6 protein-coding genes are annotated in these 6,600 nt (G+C 74.1%); 5 read left to right on the top strand and 1 reads right to left on the bottom strand.

Translation table 11 applies throughout. From position 1 onward, the window contains the following. Positions 1-19 precede the first annotated feature (19 nt). Positions 20-1,813 carry an AMP-dependent synthetase/ligase gene (locus ACFVVX_RS02170; protein ID WP_387940381.1) on the bottom strand — a complete coding sequence of 598 codons (1,794 nt, stop codon included), beginning with the start codon at positions 1,811-1,813 and terminating at the stop codon, positions 20-22. A 352-nt stretch (positions 1,814-2,165) separates the two neighbouring features. On the opposite strand from ACFVVX_RS02170, the gene ACFVVX_RS02175 reads away from it, so the two are divergent. From ACFVVX_RS02175 to ACFVVX_RS02195, 5 genes are all read left to right on the top strand, one after another. After that, positions 2,166-2,600: an SRPBCC family protein gene (locus ACFVVX_RS02175; protein WP_387940383.1), complete on the top strand. Its 435-nt coding sequence runs from the start codon at positions 2,166-2,168 to the stop codon at positions 2,598-2,600. A 26-nt stretch (positions 2,601-2,626) separates the two neighbouring features. Next, positions 2,627-3,799 carry an ArsA family ATPase gene (locus ACFVVX_RS02180; protein ID WP_387940385.1) on the top strand — a complete coding sequence of 391 codons (1,173 nt, stop codon included), beginning with the start codon at positions 2,627-2,629 and terminating at the stop codon, positions 3,797-3,799. Between the two features lie 173 nt (positions 3,800-3,972). Then, the gene (locus ACFVVX_RS02185; RefSeq protein WP_387940387.1) at positions 3,973-4,332 is read left to right on the top strand and encodes a DUF5304 family protein; all 360 of its coding nucleotides are present in this window, start codon (positions 3,973-3,975) and stop codon (positions 4,330-4,332) included. Between the two features lie 192 nt (positions 4,333-4,524). Continuing rightward, positions 4,525-5,469, top strand: coding sequence for an ROK family glucokinase (locus tag ACFVVX_RS02190; RefSeq protein ID WP_387940389.1), 945 nt, complete (start codon positions 4,525-4,527; stop codon positions 5,467-5,469). Positions 5,470-5,625: 156 nt separating this feature from the next. After that, positions 5,626-6,462, top strand: a complete 837-nt coding sequence (locus ACFVVX_RS02195) for an endonuclease/exonuclease/phosphatase family protein (protein WP_387940391.1) — start codon at positions 5,626-5,628, stop codon at positions 6,460-6,462. Positions 6,463-6,600: the final 138 nt, after the last annotated feature.

The raw sequence follows: 6,600 nt of genomic DNA on the forward strand, positions 1-6,600 counted from the left end.
GGGCGTGCGGTGCGCGCGGTCAGCGCTGGTAGATCGCCTCGACGTCGGCGGCGAAGTCCTTCAGCACGAGGTTGCGCTTGAGCTTGAGCGAGGGCGTGAGGTGCCCGCTCTCCTCGGAGAACACGGTGTCCAGCAGCCGGAACTTCTTGACCGCCTCGGCGTGCGAGACGGCCGCGTTGCCGTCGTCCACGGCGGCCTGGATGGCGGCCAGCAGGTCCGGGTCCTCGCGCAGCTCGGCGAGCGTGGCGGTGGCCGGCTTGCCGTTCAGCTCCTTCCACTTGGGGAAGAAGTCCTCGTCGACGGTGACCAGGCAGCCGATGAAGGGTTTGCGGTCGCCGACCACCATCACCTCGCCGACCAGCGCGTGCGCCCGGATCCGGTCCTCGATCACCGCCGGGGCGACGTTCTTGCCGCCCGCAGTGACGATGATCTCCTTCTTCCGGCCGGTGATGGTCAGGTAGCCCTCGGAGTCCAGCGAGCCGATGTCGCCGGTGGAGATCCAGCCGTCCTTCAGGGTCTCGGCGGTGGCCTCGGGGTTGTTCCAGTAGCCGGTGAACACCTGCGGGCCCTTGAACAGCACCTCGCCGTCCTCGGCGATCCGGACGGCGGAGCCGGGGAGCGGCTGGCCGACGGTACCGATCTTCGGCTTGTCGTGCGGGTTGAAGGCGGTGGCCGCGCAGGTCTCGGTCAGGCCGTAGCCCTCCAGCACGGTGAAGCCGATGCCCCGGTAGAAGTGGCCGAGCCGCTCGCCCAGCGGGGCGCCGCCGGAGATGGCGTGGGTGGCCCGGCCGCCGAGCGCGGCGCGCAGCTTGCTGTAGACCAGCTTGTCGAAGACCGCGTGCTTGAGCCGCAGGACGAGCCCGGCGCCGCCGGCGTCCAGCGCCCGGCTGTACGCGATGGCCGTGTCGGCCGCCTTGTCGAAGATCTTGCCCTTGCCGTCGGCCTGGGCCTTGGCACGGGCGGTGTTGAAGACCTTCTCGAACACTCTGGGCACGCCCAGGATGAGGGTCGGGCGGAAGGACGCCAGTTCGGCGGTGACGTCCTTGATGTCCGAGACGTGGCCGAGCTTGATCGGGGCCATCGCCGGAGCGATCTCGACGATCCGGCCGAGCACGTGGGCCAGCGGCAGGAAGAGCAGGACGGAGCTCTCACCGGTGCGGAACAGCGGGGCGAGGCGCTCCACCACGTTGCCGCACTCGGCCAGGAAGTTGCGGTGGGTGAGCTGACAGCCCTTGGGGCGGCCGGTGGTGCCCGAGGTGTAGACGATGGTGGCGATCGAGTCGGCCGTCGCGACCGAGCGCCGCTCGGTGACGGTGGCGTCGGTGACCTTCTGGCCCGCCTCGGCGAGGGCGGCCAGGGCGCCGTGCTCGATCTGCCAGGTGTGCTTCAGCTCCGGCAGCCGGTCCCGGACCCCGGCGAGGGTCCTGTCGTGCTGCTCGGTCTCGGTGAACAGCGCGACCGCGCCGGAGTCGCCGAGGATCCACTCGACCTGCTCGGGGGAGGAGGTCTCGTACACCGGCACGGTGATCGCGCCGGCCGACCAGATCGCGAAGTCCAGCAGCGTCCACTCGTAGCGGGTGCGGGACATGATGCCCACCCGGTCGCCGGGCTCGATGCCCGCGGCGATCAGGCCCTTCGCGGCGGCGTGCACCTCGACCAGGAACTGGGCGGCGGTCAACTCCTGCCACTGGCCGTCCACCTTGCGGCTGACCACGACGACGTCGGGGTGCCGCTCGGCGTTCTGGTGCACGAGGTCGGAGAGGTTACCGCCGCTCGGTACCTGGTAGAGGGCCGGAAGGCTGAAGTCGAGCAAGACTGCTCCTCGTTCGCGACGCTGCGGGACGGCAGGACGTTACTGCCCGGTAGGCAGATTCGACCAGGGGGGTCGGCTCCGGTGTTCGAAGTGTCACACCTCGACCGGGCCGACCAGCCGGTTCCGACCAGGCAGTGACCGGGTCGTTCGAATGGCACCTTACGGCAGCCCCGGGGTGACCGGCCGGTAGCCCGCCCTGCCCCGCCCCGCCCGGCCGCCTGACGGTGCGTGGACCCGCCCGGCAGCCCGTGGAACGGAGAGGATCGCCGGGCGCGATAGCCTGCTCCGGGCGCACCCGGCCGAGCAGGCTCGGCCGGACCAGCAGGCAAGGGACGACGCGGAGGGCCATTCCATGGCGGAGCACACCAGGTCGAGCATCACCATCGACGCGACCCCGGCCGAGGTGATGGCCGTGATCGCCGACTTCGCCGCCTACCCGGCCTGGACCGGCGAGGTCAAGGAGATCGAGGTACTGGAGACCGCCGAGAACGGCCGCGCCGCCCAGGTGCGCCTGCTGCTCGACGCCGGCGCCATCCGCGACGAGCACGTCCTCGCCTACACCTGGGACGGCGACCGCGAGGTGGGCTGGACGCTGGTCCGCAGCCAGATGCTGCGCTCGCTGGACGGCTCCTACACCCTCGCCCCGCTCGGCAAGGGCGGCACCGAGGTCACCTACCAGCTCGCCGTCGACGTCAAGATCCCGATGCTCGGGATGATCAAGCGCAAGGCGGAGAAGGTCATCATCGACCGCGCGCTGGCCGGGCTGAAGAAGCGCGTCGAGGGCTGACACCGAGAAACGGGGACGGGTCGGGCATGACGGCACAGCGCACCATCCTGATCAGCGGCGACGCGGCAGCGCCCACGGTGGCCGCCGCCACCGCCCTGCACGCCGCCCGGCAGGGCCACCGAACACTGCTGCTGGCCGCCGACGACCCGCACCGCACCCTGGACGCCGTCCTCGGCACCCGGGTGGAGGCCGAACCGGCCGGGTACGCGCCCGGGCTCACCGTCGCCCGGATCGACGAGCAGGCCGCCTTCCGGCACGCCCTCGGCGAGATCGGCGGCCGCCTGAAGCCCGCCCTGGACCTGCTCGGCGCCGAACCGCTCGACCCGGAGGAGCTCACCGCACTCCCCGGCACCGCACGGCTGGCCCTGCTGCGCGCCCTGCCCGCCGCCGCCGCGGACGTCCTGGTCGTCCTCGCCCCGGCGCCCGCCGACCTGATCGCCACGCTCGCGCTGCCCGAGCAGCTGGAGCGCTACCTCGCCAGGCTCGTCCCCGAGCAGCGCCAGGCCGCCCGCGCACTGCGCCCGCTGCTGGCCGGCCTCGCCGGGGTCCCGATGCCCGCCGACTGGCTGTACGAGGCCCGCGGCACGGCGGGCCGGGTGCTCGCCGAGGCCCGGGCCGCGATCACCGCGCCCGGCACCTCGGTCCGGCTGGTGGTCGGCGCCGACGCCCACCCGTACGGGGAGCTGCACCGGGTCCGCGCCGGGCTCGCGCTGCACGGGCACCGGCCGGACGCCGTCGTGGTGCACGGCGCGCTGCCGGCCGCCGCCGTCGCATCGCCGGACGGGTGGCTGGCCGCACTGGCGCACCGCCGGCAGGAGGAGCTCGCCGCGCTCACCGCCGCGAGCGACGTCCCCGTCCTGGTCACCGGCCTGGCCGAGATCACCCTGGAGGCCGTCGCCGAGCGCCTGTACGGCGCGGGGGCCGGCCCGGAGCCGCTCACGGCCGAGCCGTGGGCCGTCGAGGACCGGCTCGCCGAGGACGGCCTGCTGGTCTGGCACCTGCCGCTGCCCGGCGCGGAGCGGGCCGACCTCGACCTGGTCCGGCGCGGCGACGAGCTGGTGGTCGGCCTCGGTGCCCACCGGCGGGTCCTGGTGCTGCCCTCGGCGCTGCGCCGCTGCACCGTCGCGGGGGCGGGGCTGCACGACGGGGTGCTGGCGGTGCGCTTCGCGCCCGATCCGGCGCTCTGGCCGCGGGGCTGAGCGGAGTACGGGGAGCACGGGGCTCGGGGGCTCGGGGGCTCGCGTAGGTTCGGGGGCCGGGGCGTGAAGGGCCCTGAGAGCCGCGGGACCGAGGCTCCCGGGGGGTCGCCACCGGTCCGGTAGCGTCGGGGCCGGTGGCCGCGGGTGCGGCCACAGCTGAGGAGGCGCCCCCGATGACCACTGCCGACGACCGCACCGAGCAGGCCGCCGAGCACCCGTTCGGGCCGGAGCTGGGCCCGCTGGTGGACGAGGTCCGCCGGTTCGCCACCGTCGTCGGGCAGAAGGCCCAGGAGGCGAGCGCCGACACCCTGATCTCGCTGGCCGGCCTCGCGGACCGCCTGCGCGAGCAGCAGCCCGACGTCTACGGCCACCTGGCCGCCGCGGGCAGTGGACTGGCCGCCGCCGGGAGCGAGCTGGTGGCCGCCTACCGCGCCGCCGTCACCGGCCACGAGCGGCGCTGGACCGCCGGCGAGGGCGCGCGCAGCGAGCGGATCGACCTCGACACGCCTGACGGGGCGTCCGACAAGGAGTGAAAACACCGCCACGGGCTGATGGGGTCGTTGTCACTTCGCGTGACGGAGGGGTGGTTAATGTACGACTTTTGAAGCGTTCCGGCCGGGCTTTCCTCGAATTGTCTTCGGATAATGTATGCGACGGTGTGTACGGGGGCGTGGTTGGGCGGTACCGTTCCGTCCAGCGGGAACGAGTGAATAGCTGAGGGACACATGGCTCTGACCATCGGCGTCGACGTCGGCGGGACCAAGATCGCGGCAGGCGTGGTCAACGAGGCGGGCGAGATCCTCGCCCGGACGAGGGTGCCCACCCCGGCCGACCCGCAATGGGCGGTCGACGCCATCGCGCAGGCCGTGCGCGAGCTCAGGGAGCAGTACCCCGATGTGGTGGCGGCCGGCGTCGGCGCCCCCGGATTCGTGGACCGCGACCGCTCGACGGTGATCTTCGCCCCCAACATCGACTGGGAGGACGAGCCGCTGCGCGGGCGCATCGAGGAGCTCACCGGTCTGGACACCGTGGTGGAGAACGACGCCAACTGCGCCGCCTGGGCCGAGTTCCGCTTCGGCGCCGCCGCCTCCCACGACGACATGGTGCTGATCACCGTCGGCACCGGCATCGGCGGCGGGATCGTCCTGGACGGACGGCTGCACCGCGGCCGCTTCGGCGTGGCCGGGGAGATCGGCCACCTCAACATGGTCCCGGACGGCCTGGTCTGCGGCTGTGGCGGCAGGGGCTGCTGGGAGCAGTACGGCTCCGGCCGGGCGCTGCGCCGCTACGGCCGGGAGAAGGCCGCCGCCGACACGGTCCGCGGCCAGCGGATGCTGGAGCTGAACGACGGCGTCGCCGAGACGATCCGCGGCATCCACATCACCGAGGCCGCCGAGGAGGGCGACCCGCTCGCCCTGGAGTGCTACGCCGAGCTCGCCGACTGGCTGGGCCGGGGCATGGCCGACCTCGCCGCGCTCTTCGACCCGAGCGTCTTCGTGCTCGGCGGGGGCGTCTCCGACTCCGGGCGGCTGCTGCTCGACCCGGTCGCCAAGGCCTTCGAGCACTACCTGACCGGTGGCGTGCACCGTCCGCGTGCGGAGGTCGTGCTCGCCTCGATGGGCTCGGCCGCCGGGATCGCCGGCGCGGCCGACCTGGCCCGGACCGTCTGACCCGGACCTTCTTCTGACCCGGACCGCCTGGCCTAGACCGCCTGGCCTGGACCGTCCGGCCCGGGTCGCGCCACCCCTGCGGCCTGAACCGGCCGCGCCGCCGAGGCCCGGTCCTCCCGCTGTCGTACGGTCGTCACCGGACGAAAGGGGAGGGCCATGGCCGTCGAGGAAGCACTGCCACCGTCCGGTCCGGGGCCGGACGGCTGCCGCCGGGTGCGGCTGCTCAGCTACAACATCCGCTCGCTGCGGGACGACCGGCACGCCCTGGTCCGGGTGATCCGGGCCTGCCGGCCGGACCTGGTCTGCCTCCAGGAGTCGCCGCGCTACTGGCGGCCGGGGGGCCAGGCGGCCTGGCTGGCGCAGCAGACCAGCACCGTGATCCTGGCCGGTGGCGGCCGGATCGCGGCGGGCCCGCTGCTGCTCGGCGGTCTCGGCACGGAGGTGCTCGCCGTCCACGACCGGCTGCTGCCCAAGACCCGCGGCCTGCACGCGCGCGGCTTCGCGAGCGCGCTGGTCCGGGTCGCCGACTCGGCGCCGTTCGGTGTCACCAGCTGCCATCTCAGCCTGGACGCGGACGAGCGCCACACCCAGTTCGAGCTACTCCTCGACCAGCTCGCCTTCGCCGAACTCGGCGTCATCGCGGGTGACTTCAACGAGCACCCGGACGGCCGCGGCTGGCGACTGCTGGCCGACCGGCTGCAGGACGGCCACCTCGCCGCGCCCTGGGGCGGGACGTTCACCTCGGTGCCGGAGAACCCGTACCAGCGGATCGACGCGGTGTTCGCCACCGCCGGCATCCGCGTTCTCGCCTGCGGGGTCCCGCACGGCCTCCCCGGCATCACCGATGCCGACCTCCGGGCCGCCACCGACCACCTGCCGGTCCTCGCCGTCCTGGAGATCCCGCCGGCCCGGCCGACCGCCGGGGCCGCGGCTGCCGCGGGGGCTGCCGGAGCGGGTGCGGCGCCCGCGGAGATCCGGGCAGGGGAGGAGTAGGGCGGCGGACCGGCCGACCTCCCGGGCGGCGCTCGACCAGCGATCGAGGCGTGACGCCGGGCGGCCGTGGAGGTGGGCGGGGGGCCGGGCCGCGGGCCCACACCCCGGCCCCCGGGCGGGGGGGCCCGGCCCGCGGGG

Source organism: Kitasatospora sp. NPDC058170, assembly GCF_042883905.1.
Taxonomy (GTDB): Bacteria; Actinomycetota; Actinomycetes; order Streptomycetales; family Streptomycetaceae; genus Kitasatospora.